Origin of the sequence: Aeromonas allosaccharophila (assembly GCF_000819685.1) — a bacterium.
Classification (GTDB): domain Bacteria; phylum Pseudomonadota; class Gammaproteobacteria; order Enterobacterales; family Aeromonadaceae; genus Aeromonas; species Aeromonas allosaccharophila.
The window spans coordinates 16,002-31,061 of record NZ_CDBR01000005.1 but is presented as its reverse complement, the minus strand read 5'-3'; the positions used below and the strand labels follow the sequence as shown (position 1 = coordinate 31,061).

At 63.2% G+C, this 15,060-nt stretch carries 14 protein-coding genes; 7 read left to right on the top strand and 7 right to left on the bottom strand.

Annotated features, from left to right (window positions below):
* Window positions 1-83: 83 nt before the first annotated feature.
* From tyrS to BN1115_RS00465, 3 genes are all read left to right on the top strand, one after another.
* Complete coding sequence (tyrS, locus tag BN1115_RS00475) at window positions 84-1,349, top strand: tyrosine--tRNA ligase (RefSeq protein WP_042655607.1); 1,266 nt, start codon at window positions 84-86, stop codon at window positions 1,347-1,349.
* 168 nt (window positions 1,350-1,517) lie between these two features.
* Window positions 1,518-2,429 carry a lipase family alpha/beta hydrolase gene (locus tag BN1115_RS00470; protein WP_042655606.1) on the top strand — a complete coding sequence of 304 codons (912 nt, stop codon included), beginning with the start codon at window positions 1,518-1,520 and terminating at the stop codon, window positions 2,427-2,429.
* Window positions 2,426-3,175 carry a lipase secretion chaperone gene (locus BN1115_RS00465; RefSeq protein ID WP_042655605.1) on the top strand — a complete coding sequence of 250 codons (750 nt, stop codon included), beginning with the start codon at window positions 2,426-2,428 and terminating at the stop codon, window positions 3,173-3,175. Before BN1115_RS00470 ends, BN1115_RS00465 begins: the two co-directional genes overlap by 4 nt.
* A 36-nt stretch (window positions 3,176-3,211) precedes the next feature.
* Here BN1115_RS00465 and BN1115_RS00460 read toward each other — a convergent pair whose 3' ends face one another.
* From BN1115_RS00460 to sgrR, 4 genes are all read right to left on the bottom strand, one after another.
* Window positions 3,212-3,913, bottom strand: a complete 702-nt coding sequence (locus BN1115_RS00460; protein WP_042655738.1) for a hypothetical protein — start codon at window positions 3,911-3,913, stop codon at window positions 3,212-3,214.
* 44 nt (window positions 3,914-3,957) lie between these two features.
* A complete protein-coding gene (locus tag BN1115_RS00455; RefSeq protein ID WP_005336457.1) occupies window positions 3,958-4,353 on the bottom strand; it encodes an acyl-CoA thioesterase in 396 nt (131 codons plus the stop codon).
* A 264-nt stretch (window positions 4,354-4,617) separates the two neighbouring features.
* On the bottom strand, window positions 4,618-6,795 hold the full coding sequence (katG, locus tag BN1115_RS00450) for a catalase/peroxidase HPI (protein ID WP_042655604.1): 2,178 nt from the start codon (window positions 6,793-6,795) through the stop codon (window positions 4,618-4,620).
* 145 nt (window positions 6,796-6,940) lie between these two features.
* Window positions 6,941-8,644, bottom strand: a complete 1,704-nt coding sequence (sgrR, locus tag BN1115_RS00445) for an HTH-type transcriptional regulator SgrR (protein WP_042655603.1) — start codon at window positions 8,642-8,644, stop codon at window positions 6,941-6,943.
* A gap of 100 nt (window positions 8,645-8,744) precedes the next feature.
* On the opposite strand from sgrR, the gene BN1115_RS22065 reads away from it, so the two are divergent.
* From BN1115_RS22065 to BN1115_RS00435, 3 genes are all read left to right on the top strand, one after another.
* A complete protein-coding gene (locus BN1115_RS22065) occupies window positions 8,745-8,921 on the top strand; it encodes a hypothetical protein (RefSeq protein ID WP_128821622.1) in 177 nt (58 codons plus the stop codon).
* Window positions 8,922-9,085: 164 nt separating this feature from the next.
* Window positions 9,086-10,354 (top strand): O-acetylhomoserine aminocarboxypropyltransferase/cysteine synthase family protein, encoded by a 1,269-nt coding sequence (locus BN1115_RS00440; RefSeq protein ID WP_042655602.1) that lies wholly within the window; start codon window positions 9,086-9,088, stop codon window positions 10,352-10,354.
* A 107-nt stretch (window positions 10,355-10,461) separates the two neighbouring features.
* Window positions 10,462-11,088 carry a glutathione S-transferase family protein gene (locus BN1115_RS00435; RefSeq protein WP_042655601.1) on the top strand — a complete coding sequence of 209 codons (627 nt, stop codon included), beginning with the start codon at window positions 10,462-10,464 and terminating at the stop codon, window positions 11,086-11,088.
* A gap of 64 nt (window positions 11,089-11,152) precedes the next feature.
* Here BN1115_RS00435 and BN1115_RS00430 read toward each other — a convergent pair whose 3' ends face one another.
* Together BN1115_RS00430 and BN1115_RS00425 are read right to left on the bottom strand one after the other, a co-directional pair.
* Window positions 11,153-12,052, bottom strand: coding sequence for a DMT family transporter (locus tag BN1115_RS00430; protein ID WP_042655600.1), 900 nt, complete (start codon window positions 12,050-12,052; stop codon window positions 11,153-11,155).
* A gap of 72 nt (window positions 12,053-12,124) precedes the next feature.
* On the bottom strand, window positions 12,125-12,565 hold the full coding sequence (locus BN1115_RS00425) for a DUF2214 family protein (RefSeq protein ID WP_042655599.1): 441 nt from the start codon (window positions 12,563-12,565) through the stop codon (window positions 12,125-12,127).
* 83 nt (window positions 12,566-12,648) lie between these two features.
* On the opposite strand from BN1115_RS00425, the gene BN1115_RS00420 reads away from it, so the two are divergent.
* Complete coding sequence (locus BN1115_RS00420; RefSeq protein WP_042655598.1) at window positions 12,649-14,277, top strand: sensor domain-containing diguanylate cyclase; 1,629 nt, start codon at window positions 12,649-12,651, stop codon at window positions 14,275-14,277.
* A 110-nt stretch (window positions 14,278-14,387) separates the two neighbouring features.
* On the opposite strand, the gene BN1115_RS00415 is transcribed toward BN1115_RS00420, so the two are convergent.
* A complete protein-coding gene (locus BN1115_RS00415) occupies window positions 14,388-15,041 on the bottom strand; it encodes an HAD family hydrolase (protein WP_042655597.1) in 654 nt (217 codons plus the stop codon).
* Between the last annotated feature and the right edge of the window lie 19 nt (window positions 15,042-15,060).

Sequence of the window (15,060 nt, the reverse complement as noted above, 5' to 3'; positions counted from 1 at the left end):
GCAAAACTGTCCCTTAGGGGACATATCCGCCACCGGCCAGAACGGCGAGGATGACGGCTTTTCCCCCTGCTGTTGGAGAACCCATGATCAACCCCCACCTGCTCGATGAGCTGACCGAGCGCGGCCTTGTGGCCCAAAATTCCGACCCGGCGGCCCTGGCCGATCATCTTGCCACCCCGCGCACCGTCTATTGCGGGTTCGATCCCACCGCCGGCAGCCTGCATATCGGTCATCTGGTGCCACTCTTGATGCTGCGCCGCTTCCAGCTGGCGGGCCACACCCCGGTGGCACTGGTGGGCGGGGCAACCGGCCTTATCGGCGACCCCAGCTTCAAGGCGACCGAGCGCAGCCTCAATAGTGCCGACACGGTACAGGGTTGGGTCGCCAGCCAGTCTGCCCAGATCAGGGCGCTGCTGCCCGCCGATGAGGGCCTGTCGGCCCCGCAACTGGTCAACAATGGCGACTGGATGGGGCAGATGTCCGCCCTCGATTTTCTGCGGGATATCGGCAAGCACTTCTCGGTCAATGCCATGCTGGCGCGGGAGTCGGTGCGCCAGCGGCTGGCCCGTCCGGATCAGGGCATCTCGTTCACCGAGTTCTCTTACGCTCTGCTGCAATCCTACGACTTTGCAGTGCTGCACCAGCGGCTCGGCTGCACCCTGCAGATTGGCGGCAACGACCAGTGGGGCAATATCACCAGCGGCATGGATCTCACCCGTCGCCTCCATCAGGCTCAGGTGCACGGCATGACCCTGCCCCTTATCACCAAGGCAGACGGCACCAAGTTCGGCAAGACCGAGGGGGGCGCGGTCTGGCTCGATCCGGCGCTCACCTCTCCTTACGCCTTCTACCAGTTCTGGCTCGGCACCGCGGATGAGGATGTCTACCGCTTCCTGCGCTACTACAGCTTTATGTCGCTGAGCGAGATTGATGCACTGGAGGCGGAAGACGCGAAGCGGCAGGGGCGCAAGCAGGCCCAGCAGGTGTTGGCGAACGAGCTGACCGAGCTGGTACACGGCAAGGCGGCGCTGGCGGCAGTGCAGCGCATCAGCGAGCTGCTGTTTAGCGGCGACGTGGCCCGCCTCGGCGAGAGCGATCTGGCCCAGCTGGCGCAGGATGGCATGCCGTGCAGCACCGTCAGCGGCGAGACCGATCTGGTCAGCCTGCTGGTCAGCTGCGGTCTGGCTAACTCCAGGCGCATCGCCCGCGAACTGCTGGCGGCGGGCGCCATCAGCCTCAATGGTGTGCTCAAGCAGGATGAACAGCTGAGCGCCACTGATCGGCTGTTTGACCGCTACCTGCTGCTGCGCCGGGGCAAGAAGCAGTATCACCTGGTGGCGTGGCAATAAGCCACAGGGCGGGGAGCACAACCTCCCCGCCCACACCCTGAATCCCTTTTGAATCCCGAGTTGCGATCCCCCTCACAGCCTCTCCCGTCAGCAGCCACCATACTGGCACCGGCGAACATGGAGTACGCCACACAATCTGTTCCTCACAATTCAACAAGGATGCTGATGATGAAGAGATGGCTTCTGGTGCTGCTCTGCACCCTGCCCATGCTGGCACACGCCAGCGGATACACCCAGACCCGCTACCCCATAGTGCTGGTGCACGGCCTGTTCGGCTTCGACAAGCTGCTCGGGGTCGATTACTTCTACGGCATTCCCCAGGCCCTGAGCCGGGATGGTGCCAAAGTCTACGTGGCTCAGGTATCGGCCACCGCCAGTTCGGAACAACGGGGGGAGCAACTGCTCGCCCAAGTTGAGCTGCTGCTGGCAGCCACCGGCGCCGAGAAGGTCAACCTGATCGGCCACTCCCACGGCGGCCCCACTATCCGCTATGTCGCCTCGGTCGCCCCCGAGCTGGTCGCCTCCGCCACCAGCGTCGGCGGGGTCAACTACGGCTCCGAGATTGCCGATCTGGTGCGGGCCAATTCAGCGCCCGGCAGCGCCGCCGAGAAGCTGGCGGCCGCTGCAGCCCACGCCCTCTCCGGCATGATTTCACTGCTCTCAGGCGGGAGCCAGCTGCCGCAAGATCCGGTCGCTGCCCTCGATGCCCTCACCAGCAAGGGGGCCAGCCAGTTCAACCAGCGCTACCCGGAGGGGCTGCCCAGCCGCTATTGCGGCGAGGGGCCGATGCAAGCAACCAACGGCGTCTACTACTTCTCCTGGAGCGGACGCGGCAACCTGACCAATTTGCTGGATCCGGTGGATCCTGCGCTGGCGCTGACCGGCGCCTTCTTCAAAGAGCCCAATGACGGACTGGTCGGGGTCTGCAGCAGCCACCTCGGCAAGGTGATCGGCACCAGCTACCGTATGAACCATCTGGACGAAGTGAACCAGTCCTTCGGCATCCACCATCTGTTCGAGAGCGATCCGGTCACCCTCTATCGCCAGCATGCCAACCGTCTCAAGGAGCTGGGACTATGAAGATAGCCACCCTGCTCGTCGTGCCCTGTGCCATCACCCTGCTGCTTGGCGGGGTGTTGCTCTGGCCCACTGCACCGACGGCAGACTCATCCCCCGCTCAAGCCAGCCAGCATGCACAGAGCCACCCGCACGATCCCGAGCAGGAGGCCGCCGATGCCCTGCAGGCGCGCTATCGCACCTTTGTCTCCGCCCAGAGCAGCCTGACGGTGCCCACCGAGATCTCCCTCGCCAGCCTGCAGATCCTGTTTGACGAGCGAGAGCAGCTGCGCCAGCAGAGCTTTACCCCGGCGGAGCAGGCCCAGCTGTTTGCAGAGGATCGGCTGATGGAGCAGCTGACCCTGCGCCGCAGGGCGCTGGCGGAGGCAAGAGACAGCGACAAGTCGCAGCTGGCCAGCGAGCTGGATCTCTGGCTGGCAGAGCAACCGGACTGGTTTCGCGAGGCGGAGGCCAATAGCCGCCTGCTTGGGGAGTTGCAAGAGCTGGCGCAGATGGACCCGGCCAAACGGGAGGCTCTGCTGCTGGAGACGGGGGGGCCGGAAGCGATGGATCGGATGCGCCAGCTGGAGCAGAACCGGCAAGGGTTCGAGGAGCAGCTCAGCGGCTTTCTGGCCGAGCTCAGGCAACTGCCGAACGAGGCCCGAACCGAACAGCAACAGGAGCTGCTGGCCCGCTGGTTCGAGCCCGGACAGTGGCGCCGGGTCGAGGCGATCACCCGGCTCAAACTGGGGGAGCCACAAGCCGAATGAGAAGGGGGCCCGTGATGGGCCCCCTTGCTATTGCGCTTATTGCGGCTTGTTGGCCCCCGGCAGCGGCTGCCAGGTGAGGCGGGTCACTTGGGTGCCCTGCACCTCGCACTTGAGGCTCAGCTCCTGCCACCCCTTATCCTGACGCAGGGAGACCTCCCCTTCGATCCCCTGCTCGCCAATCTTCAGCTTATCCTGCTCGAAGATCACCTTGTCGCCATGGGCGAGATCCATCAGTTTGCCGTTGCAGAGCCAGTGAGCGAGATCCGCCCCCTTCAGCTTGACGCCCCCCTTGGCCGCCTTCTGTTCGGCCGCGCTCACCACAAACAGCTTGCTCAGCTCGGCGGCTCGCTTGGTGAGCCACTCCTGACGCTGCTGCATGCTCATCTTGCTGACGAACTCGGCGGGCTGACCCTTCTCGTCCAGCCATTGGGTCAGCTTGCCGCTGTCATCAAAGGCGAACTGGGCGGCGGGCTCTTTGACCCCGAACAGCTTGCCGCCCTTGAAGTAGTAGCGGCTCTCCCCCTCCAGCTTGCCCAGCTCGTTCATAATGGGCACGGCGATGATGACGGGGGCGCCATCGATCCAGGCCTTGATATCGACGCCGTCATGGCTGAATTGACGGGTATCGAGGGCACTCTCGGCCCCCTTCTCCATCAGGGTAAACTGCTCGGCGAGAGAAGCGGCCAGAGAAGGGAGGGAGCAGAATCCCAGGGTCAGCGCGATCGCTGTGTTGCGCATTGAGTTGTACATAGCACTCCTGTGATGGGCCATCCGGCCCGTGGTTAACTCTCTGTCAGCCAGGCCCGCAGCCCTTCCCGGTGAGCATCGCTCAGGGGCAGGGATTGGCGGGCCCGGTAGTCAAAATGGATCAGGGTCGTTTCGGCGGTGACGGCCAGTTCGCCGCCCTGCCAGGCCTCCTGCCAGACCGTAAATGAGCTGGTGCCGATGCGGCGCACGCCGGTCTTGATGGTGACCGGCTGGCCGTAGAACAGCTCCCGTTTGAACTGCACCGTATAACCCGCGATGATCAGATGCCAGTTATGCACATCCAGATCGGGGGAGAAGATCCGGAACAGGGGATCCCGCGCCGATTCGAACCAGACCGCCGGCACCGTATTGTTGATATGGCCGAGGGCATCCGTCTCCTGAAAGCGGGGTTGGATCTGCATTTCCAGCATGGGTTGACTCCTTGTCTCTTTGTTTCTGTCCTTGTCCGTTCATGGGACATCAGTGGCCAATGGGTGGCCGCCGGGCATCATCAGCGGATCAGCATGTTACATGATACTGCTGGCCCAAGCACAGGGATGCCAGCGGCCCTGCGCGACCGGCCAGCGGGTGTCGCAGCGCGGCGGATTGTAGGGCTGCACAGAAAAGCGGGCAGTAAAAAGCCCCGCACATCTTGGCTGTGCGGGGCTGGTGCAGATAACCAAACGGCTTGGGGACTAGCCGAGCAGATCGAAGCGATCCGCATTCATCACCTTGTTCCAGGCGGTGATGAAGTCACAGACAAACTTCTCCTTGTTGTCATCCTGGGCATAGACCTCGGCATAAGCGCGCAGCACCGAGTTGGAGCCGAACACCAGATCCACCCGGGTGGCCGTCCATTTCAGGGCGCCGCTGCGGCGATCGCGGATCTCGTAGAGATTGCTCGCTTTCGGCAGCCACTGGTAGTCCATGTCGGTCAGGTTGACGAAGAAGTCGTTGCTGAGTACCCCGACCCGATCGGTAAAGACCCCGTGCCCGGTACCGCCGTGGTTGGTACCGAGCACCCGCATCCCGCCGACCAGCGCCGTCATTTCACAGGCCGTGAGCCCCATCAGCTGGGCGCGATCCAGCAGCAGCTCCTCCGCCGTCACCACATAGTCCTGCTTGAGCCAGTTGCGGAAGCCGTCGGCCAGCGGCTCCAGCACCTCGAACGAGGCCACATCGGTCTGAGCCTGAGTGGCGTCCCCCCGGCCCGGCGCAAACGGCACGCTCACCGTCACTCCGGCGGCCTGGGCAGCCTGCTCGATGGCGAGGTTGCCCCCCAGCACGATGAGATCCGCGACGCTGACGCCACACTCGGCCGCCAGCTTGTCATAGACCGCCAGCACCTTCGCCAACTTCGCCGGTTCGTTGCCCGGCCAATCCTTCTGCGGCGCCAGCCGGATGCGGGCACCGTTGGCTCCACCCCGCTTGTCGGAGCCTCGGAAGGTACGGGCACTATCCCAGGCGGTAGTGACCCGCTCGCTGATGGAGAGGCCACTGGCGGCGATCCTGGCCTTCACCGCCGCCACGTCATAATCGGCACGTCCGGCTGGCACCGGATCCTGCCAAATCAGATCTTCTGTCGGCACATAGGGGCCGACATAGCGGCTCTTCGGCCCCATATCCCTGTGGGTCAGCTTGAACCAGGCGCGGGCGAAGGCGTCGGAGAAGGCCGCCGGATCATCGCGGAAGCGCTCGGCAATCTTGCGGTACTCGGGGTCGAATTTGAGCGCCATATCGGCATCCGTCATCATGGGTTTGCAGCGGATAGACGGGTCCTCCACATCCACCGGCATATCCTCTTCGGCGATATTGATCGGTTCCCACTGATGGGCCCCCGCCGGTGATTTTTGCAACCACCAGTCGTACTTGAACAGCAGCTCGAAGTAGCCGTTGTCCCATTGGGTCGGGTGGGTGGTCCAGGCACCCTCGATGCCGCTGGTCACTGTGTTGCGGCCGATGCCGCGGCTGTGGTGGTTAATCCAGCCAAGCCCCTGCTCCTCGAGGCTGGCCCCTTCCGGCTCGGGCCCAAGCTGTTTGGCATCGCCGTTGCCGTGAGCCTTGCCGACGGTGTGGCCACCGGCGGTCAGCGCTACCGTCTCTTCATCATCCATCGCCATGCGGGCGAAGGTGACTCGCATATCCTGCGCGGTTTTCAAGGGATCGGGCTTGCCATCCACCCCTTCCGGGTTGACGTAGATAAGCCCCATCATCACCGCCGCCAGCGGGTTTTCCAGATCCCGCTCGCCGGAGTAGCGACCACCCGGCTTGCCGCTGGGCGCCAGCCACTCTTTTTCCGAGCCCCAGTAGATATCCTTCTCCGGATGCCAGATATCCTCGCGGCCAAAGGCGAAGCCGAAGGTCTTGAGCCCCATGGACTCATAGGCCACGGTGCCCGCCAGAATGATCAGGTCGGCCCAGCTGATCTTGTTGCCGTACTTCTTCTTGATGGGCCAAAGCAGGCGGCGGGCCTTGTCGAGGTTGGCGTTATCCGGCCAGGAGTTGAGGGGGGCAAAACGCTGGTTGCCGCTGCCGCCACCGCCGCGGCCATCGGCGATGCGGTAAGTCCCGGCCGAGTGCCAGGCCATGCGGATCATCAGGCCGCCGTAGTGGCCCCAGTCGGCGGGCCACCACTCCTGACTGTCGGTCATCAGGGCGGTCACATCCTGCTTGAGGGCCGCCATATCGAGCCCCTTCAAGGCTTCCCGATAGTTGAAACCGGCCCCCAGCGGATTGGTCTTGGTATCGTGTTGGTGAAGAATGTCGAGGTTGAGGCTCTTCGGCCACCACTCCATTCTGGACGTCTCGACGGAGGTGGTTCCCCCGTGCATGACCGGGCATTTTCCTGCGGAACTGTCTGAATTGTTGCTCATCGTTTTCCTCATTTGCTCTGCTGTCCATAACCTGAAACAGCATGGCACAGAGGCGTGACACAAACTGTGCAGCAGCGGCCGATTTACGGATCTTTCACGCAAGCGGCCACGGAGCACTCGTCAGCCGCGACAGAAATTGGACGAACTATGGCGCCTCTGCGGGCTGATGGGTCGGCTCGGGCCGCAGCCAGGCGCTGCGAAAATCGAACCAGCCGAGCGCCGTCATCCGCACCCCGTGCACCCCGACCCGGCTCTCCAGCTCCAGCCAGTGGTGAAACAGCGGCACAAACCAGCTCTGCTGCTGCACCGTTGCCAGCAGGGCGCGGGGGCCGGGCTCCTCACCACTGGCGCGCCACTGCATCAACCCTTGCCACAACTCATGCTGACAGCTCCACACCTTGCGCAGCAACGGGGTGCCCTGCAACCAGGCGTAGGGGGCAAAGGGACCGGCATGTTCGAGGTTGAGGGTGCCGAGCCAGAGATCCACATCCTCATCCTCGCCGCTCACCCAGCGACCGTAGTCGAGGGTGCGCACCTCCAGCCGGATCCCCTGTTCGGCCAGCAGGCTGCTCATGGCGTTGGCGCACTCGTTGAACTCCAGATGCTGGTTGAAGCAGGCAAGCACCAAGGTCGTCGGCAACTGCGCCGGTGTGGACAAGGGCGCGGGCAGTGCTTCGCGCCAGTGGGGCAGCAGGCCGAGGGCGCTGGTCCAGCCCCGTTGCAACTCGGGGGCGACCCGCCCCATCAGAGCCACCGGATTGAGCAGTTGGCCGAGCCACTGGCGCAGGGCGGGATCCTGCAAGGATCCGGAACGATCGTCCTGCAGCAGGAAGTAGCAGCCCGACTCCAGCTCCGATTCGCCGCGCATGGTGCCGAGCTCGGGGCTGTCGCGCCCCAGCTGCAGGTGGGTCTCCAGTCGCTCCGCCAGCTCCGGCAGCATCCAGATATCGATCTCGTCGAGCAGGGCGCGCAGGCCGAAGTAGTCGTCAAACGCCGCAAGGCAAAGATGCAGGGGATCGTTGGCAGCCACCCGGTAGGGGCCGGTGCCCACAGGTTGCAGAGCAAAGCCCGCCTCCCCCTTGAGCTCCCGCGGCAAAATGGTCGCCACCGGCTCCGCCAGCAGGTGGGGCAGCCAGGGATCCGGGCTGTCGAGATAGAGATCCAGGGTGCGCGGCCAGGGGCTCTCCAGCCGAGCCAGATGGGCGAACAGCGGGCGCTCCCGCAGGGCCAGCAGGCTCTCCATCACATCTTCCACCACCAGCTCGCGACCGTGGTGAAAGCGCACCGCCGGGCGCAGATAGAAGCGCCAGTGGCAAGGACCCAGACACTCCCAGTGGTGGGCCAGATCCCCTTCGATTTCCCCATTTTCCTCATTTCGCCGGGTGAGGCCGTTGAAGATCTGGCGGCTTAGGTGAATTTCGGAGCGGCGCATCGGGCCGGTGGGCAGCAACTGTGGCAACGGCCGGTAGTAGGGCACCCGCAGGATCTGGCGCCCCTCGCGGGTGGCCTGACCGAGCTGTTCGATCAGCAACGGGGTGAGCAGATCGAGGCGATCTTCGGCCAGCCGCACCGCCTGTGCCAGCTGGCCCTGACTGAGCAGATCCCGCAAGCGGCGCCGGGTCAGGCTCTCCTGACTATCGAGCAGGGTGAGTCGGGAGCGCCTCCCCCGCCCCGCTTCCGCCGACCAGCTGAGCCAGCCCTGATCCTGCATCCGCCGCAGCAGCAGGCGGGCGTTGCGCGGGGTGCAGCAGAGCAGATCCGCCACCTCGGCGAGGCTGATCTCCCGTTCGTCGCTGCCAAGCAGCTGGGCGAGTCGTTGAAATTGCTGGTAGAGGCGACCGGTCGGCATAAAAGAGGAAATCCTGTTGCTATAAGTCATCAGTTTTTACTTCCGCATTTTAGCTCAATACTACTGATGAACGTGAGTACCACAGCAGAGGAGCACCATCATGAGCCACGCCAACCCCATCAAACCGAACCGGATCCAGCAGACCTTGCGCCGTTACTTCAAGCGGATCCAGCCGCGCCCGCTGGCGCTCATCGAGGATCCCATGCAGCAGCTCAACCGCCTGATGCAGTGGGATATGAACCAGATCGATGACAAGGAGTATCGCCGCCGCCTCTGAGTGCGAGCCGTGTCAGCCACTCGGGACGCGCATCCCCTGCGGGCGACATTGCTTTGCCGGATCTTGCTGTTTACATCGGCCACGAGCCTGATAGATTGGACGTCTATCCATCTATAAATGCTCAGCTATAACTGCGACAAGCAACATCCAACAAGGAGTGTGTGATGAAAGATGCGACCCTGGCCTTGCACCACGGCTTTTCCAACGACCCCACCACCAAAGCGGTCGCCGTGCCCATCTACCAGACGGTGGCCTACGAGTTCGATAGCGCCCAGCACGGGGCGGATCTGTTCAATCTGGCGGTGCCAGGCAATATTTACACCCGCATCATGAACCCCACCAACGATGTGCTGGAGCAGCGGATGGCCGCGCTGGAAGGGGGGATCGCCGCGCTGGTGGTCTCAGCGGGTTCCGCCGCCATCACCTACGCCATCCAGGCGCTGACCGCCGCCGGCGACAACATCGTCTCCACCCCCCAGCTCTATGGCGGCACCTACACCCTGTTCGCCCACATGCTGCCGAGCTTCGGGGTCGAGGTGCGCTTCGCCAAGGATGACAGCGCCGAGGCCATCGCCGCCCTTATCGACGACAAGACCAAGGCGGTCTACTGCGAGAGCATTGGCAACCCGGCGGGCAACATCGTCGATCTGGCCGCGCTGGCCAAGGCAGCCCACGCCCGTGGCGTGCCGCTTATCGTCGACAACACGGTCGCCACCCCGGTGCTCTGCAAACCGATCGAACACGGCGCCGATATCGTGGTGCACAGCCTGACCAAATATGTCGGCGGCCACGGCAACTCGCTGGGTGGCGTGGTGGTCGACTCGGGCAAGTTTCCCTGGGCGGATCACGCCGAACGCTTCCCGCAGCTGACCAAACCAGAGCCCTCCTACCACGGGGTGGTCTATACCGAGGCCTTTGGCCCAGCCGCCTTTATCGGGCGGGTACGCACCGTGCCGCTGCGCAATACCGGTGCGGCGCTGGCGCCGATGAACGCCTTCCTGCTGCTGCAGGGACTGGAGACCCTGAGCCTGCGCATGGAGCGCCATGTGGATAACGCCCTGCGGGTCGCCAACCACCTCAAGCATCACCCCAAGGTAGCCTGGGTTAGCTACGCCGGTCTGCCGGGTCACCCCCACTATCTGCTGGCGGAGAAGTACATGGCCGGTCGCCCCTCGGCCATCCTCTCGTTCGGCCTGAAAGAGGGTTACGAGGCGGGCGTGCGTTTCTACGATGCGCTGAAGATCTTCAAGCGGCTGGTCAATATCGGCGACGCCAAGTCGCTGGCCTGCCACCCCGCCTCCACCACCCATCGCCAGTTGAGCGAGGAGGAGCAGGCCAAGGCAGGCGTGAAACCGGAGATGATCCGGCTGTCGGTGGGGATCGAGGCGATCGAGGACATACTGGCGGATCTGGATCAGGCGCTGGAGGCCTGAGTCAGACGTTGAGCGAGCGGGCATCAAGCCCGCTCTTTTTTAGCCATCGGTGAACCGCCCCCCTCGCCCGCTCGTATACCCCATCCTGCCACCGAATCGAGGTCGTTATGATAGTCCTGCACCACCTGAACAAATCCCGCTCCCAGCGCATCATCTGGCTGCTCGAAGAGCTGGGCCAGCCCTATGAGATCAAGGCGTATCAGCGCGATGCAGCCACCTTTCTGGCGCCGCCCGAGCTAAAAGCCATTCACCCCCTCGGCAAATCGCCTGTCATCGAGTTCGACGGCCGGGTGCTGGCCGAATCGGGCGCCATCACCGAGTACCTGATCGCCCGCTACGCCCCCGAGCGGCTGGCACCGGCTCAAGATAACCCCGACTATCCCGAATATCTGCAGTGGCTCCACTTTGCCGAGAGCTCCGGCATTCTGCCGCTGCTGCTCGACATGTTCGTGCGAAAAGATGGCAGCCCGATGCGCTTCCTGCCGGACTACGCCAAGGCGGAGTGTGCCAAGGTGCTGGGCTACCTCAATGAGGTACTGGCGAATCGCCACTATCTGGTGGGGGATCGCCTCTCCGGCGCCGACATCATGAACTCCTTCCTGGTGGATCTGCTGGCGCAAAGCGGCCAGCTAGCCCACTTCCCGCACCTACAAGCCTACTGGCAACGCCTCAATACCCATCCAGCCCGCCAGAAGGCGGTAGAGCTGGAGCGCGAGCTGGATCAGCGCCCCTGATCCAAGCCACCATGCAAAACGCCCCGACCGTCGGGGCGTTTTTGTTATACAGGCAGAGCGCGGTTTACTTGGCCTGCGGCACCTTGTCGCGGCGTGACTTCCACCACCATCTCAAGCGGATCTGGGAGATCAGCATCCCCGCCAGCATCAGGGCACAACCGGCGATGGCGCGCTCGTCCAGCGTCTCCCCCAACAGCAACACGCCCCCCACGGCGGCAAAGACGGTCTCCAGACTGAGGATGATGGCGGCGTGGGCCGGATGGGCGCCCCGCTGCCCCACCACCTGCAGGGTATAACCGACCCCGACCGACACCAGCCCGGCATAGAGCAGCGCCTGCCAACCGGCCACTGCGCCACTTAACGTCGGGGTTTCGATGACCAAGGCGGTGGCGAGGCTGAGCAGGCCGCAGACCACGAACTGCACGCCGGCGAGCTTGATGGGGGCAACCCGGTTGGAGTAGTGATCCACCAGCAGCAGGTGAATGGCCCAGAACAGGGCACCGACCACCTGAAGCAGATCGCCAAAGCCGATGGTGAACTCGTCAGTGACGCTCAGTACATAGAGACCGGCCAGCGCGATGACGGCGCCGATCCAGGTATTGAGCCCGCTCTTGTGACGCAGCAGCAGCCCCAGCACAGGCACCAGAATGATGTAGAGCCCGGTGATGAAACCGGCCTTGGCGGCGGTGGTATAGAGCAGCCCCACCTGCTGCAGGGAGGCGGCGCAGAACAGCACCAGCCCGGCCAGCACGCCACCGGTCAGCAGTTGGCGATGGTCGCCCGCGACGGCAACCGGTTGTCGGGATTTGAGCCACCAGAGCAGCGGTAGCAGGGAGAGGGCACCGAGCAGAAAGCGCAGGCCATTGAAGGTATAGGGCCCCATGTGATCCATCCCGAGGCGCTGGGCGACAAAGCCCATACCCCAGATGGTGGCAGCCATCAGCAACATCAGATTGGAGCGCATGGCGATTCTTCCTTAAATCGGCGCGTGACGGGTTATCCGATCCAAGATACCCGTCTCTCTACCCTCTTGTCTTTAGAGCGACAGCTGTTTTGTCAGCACGGCCAGCAGGGCAACCAGTATCAGATTGCCTCGCAGGATCCAGACCACCCGGAAGTGCTGCTGAATGGAGATCATCGGCGCCTTGCCCAGACGCAGGGCGCGACGCCAGCGATAGAAGAGGCGACTGGGATAATCGAGGGTGCCGACAATCAGCAGAAACAGCCCCATCTTGAGGCCGTGGGCAGGATGGGCAAAGATCTGCGCCACCGAGCTGGCATGCTCGAGAGCCAGCAGACAACCGGTGGCAAAGATGGAGAAGAGCGCCAGCGCCGCCACGCCATCCGCCAGCAGCAGACGGCGCACCCGCACCATATTCAGGCCGCGACGAAAGATCAGATACTCGACACAGAGGGCCAGGATCAGCACCGCTATGCTGCCGTAATGGGCCATGAAGAGCAGAGTGTGGTTCAGCATCGAAAAACTCTCATGTTCTCTCTTTAGACGCGCAGCACTGCATCATATATGCTGGTGCCATCCGAGCTGAAAAGGATGGATTCATGTCTCCCGGCAAGTCCAGGCACACTTGGTCTTTGATCACCCGCATGCGGCTTGGCCTCCTCTTGCTCTTTATCCCCGTCCTGCTGCTCGGCAGCATCTACTACCTGCATATGGAGCGCACCCTGCGCCATGAGCAGCAACAGAACCTGATTGCCCGCAACACCCAGTATTTCCATACCCTGATCGAACCCTATCTGGCGACGCTCAAACGCCAGTTTACGCTCATTTATCAGCAGGTAAATTATCAGGATTTCAGCGGCCCGGAGATCCGCCACGGCGAGCGCTACCTGCAGCAATGGCAGGCCTATCACGAGGTGATGGAGCTCGATTATGTTTACGTAGGCACCGAGCATCGCAAGATGCTGATCCACCCCTCCTGGCAAGCCGACGAGAAGTTCGATCCCAGAACCCGCCCCTGGTATCTGCTGGCCGCCAGCCACCCGAACCAGATGGTCTGGACCGATCCTTATTACGACTACACGCTCGGCACCCTCACCATGGCGCTGGCCCGGGTGATTGAAGATCCTGACGGCAAACGGGTTGGCGTGCTCTCGCTGGATACCCAGCTCACCCCCCTCGCCAGCTGGCTCAACGGTCGGCACGAGCAGAGTCATCATCTGGGCAAGGGCTATCAGATCCTGCTCAACCATGACGGGCTGGTGCTGGCCCATCCGGATCGCGAACGGGTATTCAAACCGCTCGCCGCCCCCGACTGGCTGGCTCGCATGCACGATGATCAGGGCTTCTTCCTCGATGATGCCAGCGGCATGATGGTCTCCTACTACCGCATCCCCGAGCAGCGCTGGATCCTGCTCAGCGTCGAGCCGACCGCCAGCATGCAGCAGGTGATCGACAGCGTTTCCGTCAACGTGCAGCTGATGATTGCCCTCGCCTGCATCCTCTATCTGCTGCTGGCCTTGCTCTGGGCCCGCTACTTCCGCCGCATGCTGGGGGAGATCACCCAGCTGATCCGTGCCAGCCGAGCCGGCGGCATCGCCTATCACGGTAGTCGCATGCTGGAGCTGGCCAAAGTCTATGAAGAGATGGATGCCGCCAGCCAGGACTTTGCCCAGATCCGCCTGCAAGCCAATCAGGACAAGCTCACCGGCCTCTACAATCGCCGCTTCTTCGACGAGTGCCTGGAAAAGCAGCTCAACAGTGGCGCGCCGTTCGGGTTGGTGATGTTCGATCTGGATGATTTCAAACAGGTCAACGATACCCACGGTCATCAGGCTGGGGATGTGGTGCTCAAGCGAGTGAGCAAACTGGGCATGCATCTGTTTGACCAGTGGGGCTGGTTTTGCCGCTACGGTGGCGAAGAGCTGGTGCTGGTCTTCCGGCTGGAAACGCCAATGAGCGAGATTGCCTCCCTGCTGGAAGCATTCCGGCTCGCGGTCGAAAAGCTTGAGTGGCGCGAACCCGGTCTCACCGTCACTATCAGCGGCGGGGTGGCCTTCAGTCACTCCGGACTCTCGGCCAAGACACTGGTGGAACTGGCCGACAGCGGGGTGTATCAGGCCAAGCGGGAGGGGAAAAACCGCATCTGCTTCCCCCAGTGTCGAGTCAGTGACCTGATGGATGAGGATCCCCCTCCTCACCTCGATCAGACTCGACGGCATGCCCATTAAGTGGAAGGGTGATCGCCCACAGGACACGAAAACCAAGAGAGAGGCACCTGCCTCTCTCTTGGTTTTTATCGCTGTTCTTGCCGCGCGTTAAGCCTGTGTGAGCATGCGACTCAGCGCAGCCACTCCAGCGTGGGCCAGCCCAGCTCCTCGGCCTGCTGGCGCAGGGGGGGGGCCGGATTGACCGCATGGGGATGGCTCACCGCCCGCAGCATGGGCAGATCATTGTGGGAGTCGCTGTAGCCAAAGCTCCCCTGCCAGAGGCTCTCCCTGCCGGCAAACAGCTGGTTGATGCGGGCCACCTTGCCCTCGCGAAAACTGAGAGTGCCGCGGGTCTGGCCGGTCAGCATCCCCTCCTCCTCATCGAGCAGGATGGCGACACAGTGATCCATCCCCAGCATCCGTGCCATGGGGGCCACCAGATGCTCGCCGGAAGCGGAGATAAGTACCAGCTCGTCACCGCGCTCCCGATGCCACTCGATACGTGCCAGCCCCTCGGGGTAGAGGCGCTCGCGCAGCACCTGCTCGGCAAAGCGGTGGCACTGCTGGCTGAGCCACTGGCGCGACTTGCCCACCAGCGGCTGCAGGGTGAAGGCCATGTACTGGTGCATGTCCATCTTGCCCTGATGGTAGAGGGACATCATCCCCTGCTCCTCGGCCACCATACCCGCCGGAGCCTGCTCCTGGGCCACCATGTACTCCAGCCAGAGGCTGGCGGAATCCCCGGCAATCAGGGTCTCGTCCAGATCAAACAGTGCCAGTGCCATGGGTGCTCCTCGCAGTGAA

Excerpts from the sequence above, each read along its gene's own strand:
- BN1115_RS00465 (WP_042655605.1), top strand. The coding sequence starts at position 2,426 with ATGAAGATAGCCACCCTGCTCGTCGTGCCCTGTGCCATCACCCTGCTG.
- BN1115_RS00460 (WP_042655738.1), bottom strand. The coding sequence starts at position 3,913 with ATGCGCAACACAGCGATCGCGCTGACCCTGGGATTCTGCTCCCTCCCT.
- BN1115_RS00425 (WP_042655599.1), bottom strand. The coding sequence starts at position 12,565 with ATGCTGAACCACACTCTGCTCTTCATGGCCCATTACGGCAGCATAGCG.
- BN1115_RS22065 (WP_128821622.1), top strand. The coding sequence starts at position 8,745 with ATGAGCCACGCCAACCCCATCAAACCGAACCGGATCCAGCAGACCTTG.
- BN1115_RS00470 (WP_042655606.1), top strand. The coding sequence starts at position 1,518 with ATGAAGAGATGGCTTCTGGTGCTGCTCTGCACCCTGCCCATGCTGGCA.
- tyrS (WP_042655607.1), top strand. The coding sequence starts at position 84 with ATGATCAACCCCCACCTGCTCGATGAGCTGACCGAGCGCGGCCTTGTG.
- BN1115_RS00455 (WP_005336457.1), bottom strand. The coding sequence starts at position 4,353 with ATGCTGGAAATGCAGATCCAACCCCGCTTTCAGGAGACGGATGCCCTC.
- katG (WP_042655604.1), bottom strand. The coding sequence starts at position 6,795 with ATGAGCAACAATTCAGACAGTTCCGCAGGAAAATGCCCGGTCATGCAC.
- BN1115_RS00435 (WP_042655601.1), top strand. The coding sequence starts at position 10,462 with ATGATAGTCCTGCACCACCTGAACAAATCCCGCTCCCAGCGCATCATC.
- sgrR (WP_042655603.1), bottom strand. The coding sequence starts at position 8,644 with ATGCCGACCGGTCGCCTCTACCAGCAATTTCAACGACTCGCCCAGCTG.
- BN1115_RS00440 (WP_042655602.1), top strand. The coding sequence starts at position 9,086 with ATGAAAGATGCGACCCTGGCCTTGCACCACGGCTTTTCCAACGACCCC.
- BN1115_RS00420 (WP_042655598.1), top strand. The coding sequence starts at position 12,649 with ATGTCTCCCGGCAAGTCCAGGCACACTTGGTCTTTGATCACCCGCATG.
- BN1115_RS00415 (WP_042655597.1), bottom strand. The coding sequence starts at position 15,041 with ATGGCACTGGCACTGTTTGATCTGGACGAGACCCTGATTGCCGGGGAT.
- BN1115_RS00430 (WP_042655600.1), bottom strand. The coding sequence starts at position 12,052 with ATGCGCTCCAATCTGATGTTGCTGATGGCTGCCACCATCTGGGGTATG.